Source organism: Phenylobacterium sp., from assembly GCF_024508875.1.
Lineage (GTDB): Bacteria > Pseudomonadota > Alphaproteobacteria > Caulobacterales > Caulobacteraceae > Phenylobacterium.
In genome coordinates this window covers 1-1,605 of the sequence record NZ_JANINU010000324.1, presented here as the reverse complement: position 1 = coordinate 1,605, position 1,605 = coordinate 1, and the positions used below count along the sequence as shown (strand labels likewise).

Below are 1,605 nucleotides of genomic sequence, written 5' to 3'. Positions count from 1 at the left end.
GATCTCCCCATTCCGGGCTGACAAGCCCGCGCCGACGCGCCAAGAGTGGCGCAAGCCTGACCAGGAGTGAACCCGCCGAATGTCGGCCGCCGCCGAACCCTTCGACGCCGCTGTCGCCGAGAGCCTGCTCGCCTTCTGGACGGACGCGGGCGTGGACGCCATGCTGCTCGACGAGGCCGTGGACCGCATCGAGGCCGGCAAGTTCGTCGCGCCGGCTCGCCCCGCCCCGCCCGCACTGGCCGCCGTCGCCGCCCCGCCTTCGCGCGCCGCGAACGCCTCGGCGGACTTCGGGCCCGCCGTCGCCAGGGCGCGGGAGCTCGCCGCCGCGGCCCAGGACCTGGAGTCGCTGGCCGCCGCCATCGCCGCCTTCGAAGGCTGTCCCCTGCGCTACGAGGGCGCGACCAAGGCCGTGGTCTTCCGTGGCGATCCCAAGGCGCCGCTCGTGATCATCGGGGAAGGTCCGGGGGCCGACGAGGACGCACAGGGGCTGCCCTTCGTGGGTCGGGCCGGCAAGCTGCTGGACCGGATGCTGGCGGCGGCAGGCCTCACCGATCGGGTGCTGATCACCAACACGGTCTTCTGGCGCCCCCCGGGCAACCGCACGCCGACGCCGGCGGAACAGGCGATCTGCGCGCCGTTCCTGGAGCGGATCGTCCAGCTCGTTCAGCCGAAGATGCTGCTGCTCGCGGGCGGCGCCTCGGCCAAGTCGGTGCTGAAGCGCGAGGAAGGCATATTGTCGCTGCGCGGTCGCTGGTTCGAATGGCGCTCGGCCGACGGATCGCTCGAATTGCCTGCAATGCCGACACTTCACCCCGCCTTCCTGCTCCGTCAGCCCGGAGCGAAGAAAAAGGCGTGGATCGATCTGTTGACGCTGACCGAAAGGCTTGATCGGCCTGAGCGCCCCCTCTAGCGTCCCGGCTTGGGACTCGAGAAAAAGGGATTGGCGTTCAGCAGACGTTAGTTCTGCCACGCCAAAAAAGACCGCATGACGCTCAAAAAGCGCCTGCGCGTCGGGGTGTTCTCCCTCGTCGCCGCCGTCTCGTTCGCCAGCGTTGCGGCGGCCGAATCGCCGAAGGCCCTCTCCGACACCGACGCTCGCGCCTACGCGGCCGCCTTCCAGGCGGTGGACCAGGGCGATTTCGTGGGCGCCCAGCTCGAGGCCGCCACGATCCAGGACCGCTCGCTCGACGGCTACCTGTCGTTCCGCGCCCTGATGCACCCCAGCGCGCACAAGGCCTCGTTCGAGGAACTGTCCGGCTGGCTCGGCAAGTTCCGCGACCTGCCCCTGGCCGACCGCGTCTTCTCCCTCGCCGCCAAGCGCCGGCCGGCCGACGCGGTGCCGCTGCCGACGCCCGAGGTGGCGCTGGTCGACACCGCCCGCAGCGAGGTCACGCGACCCGCCCGCGAGGCCTTCTATTCCGGCGATGCCCAGACCGCCTTCAAGCTCGCCGTCGAGGTGGGTGAACGCTGGATCGCCGGCCTCGCCGCCTGGCGTCTGCAGGACTACGGCCAGGCCCACGACTATTTCGCCCAAGTGGCCCGCGACGACGAGAGCGACCCCTGGATGCGCGCCGCCGGCGCCTACTGGGCCGCCCGCTCGGCCGT

Annotated in this window: 1 protein-coding gene and 1 pseudogene; both read left to right on the top strand. The window is 71.1% G+C overall.

What is annotated here, in order from left to right; translation table 11 throughout:
* The first annotated feature begins 79 nt into the window (after positions 1 to 79).
* Complete coding sequence (locus tag Q0L11_RS21185; RefSeq protein ID WP_296599912.1) at positions 80 to 910, top strand: uracil-DNA glycosylase; 831 nt, start codon at positions 80 to 82, stop codon at positions 908 to 910.
* A 75-nt stretch (positions 911 to 985) separates the two neighbouring features.
* Positions 986 to 1,605: pseudogene (locus Q0L11_RS21180) on the top strand (lytic transglycosylase domain-containing protein); the annotation flags it as partial.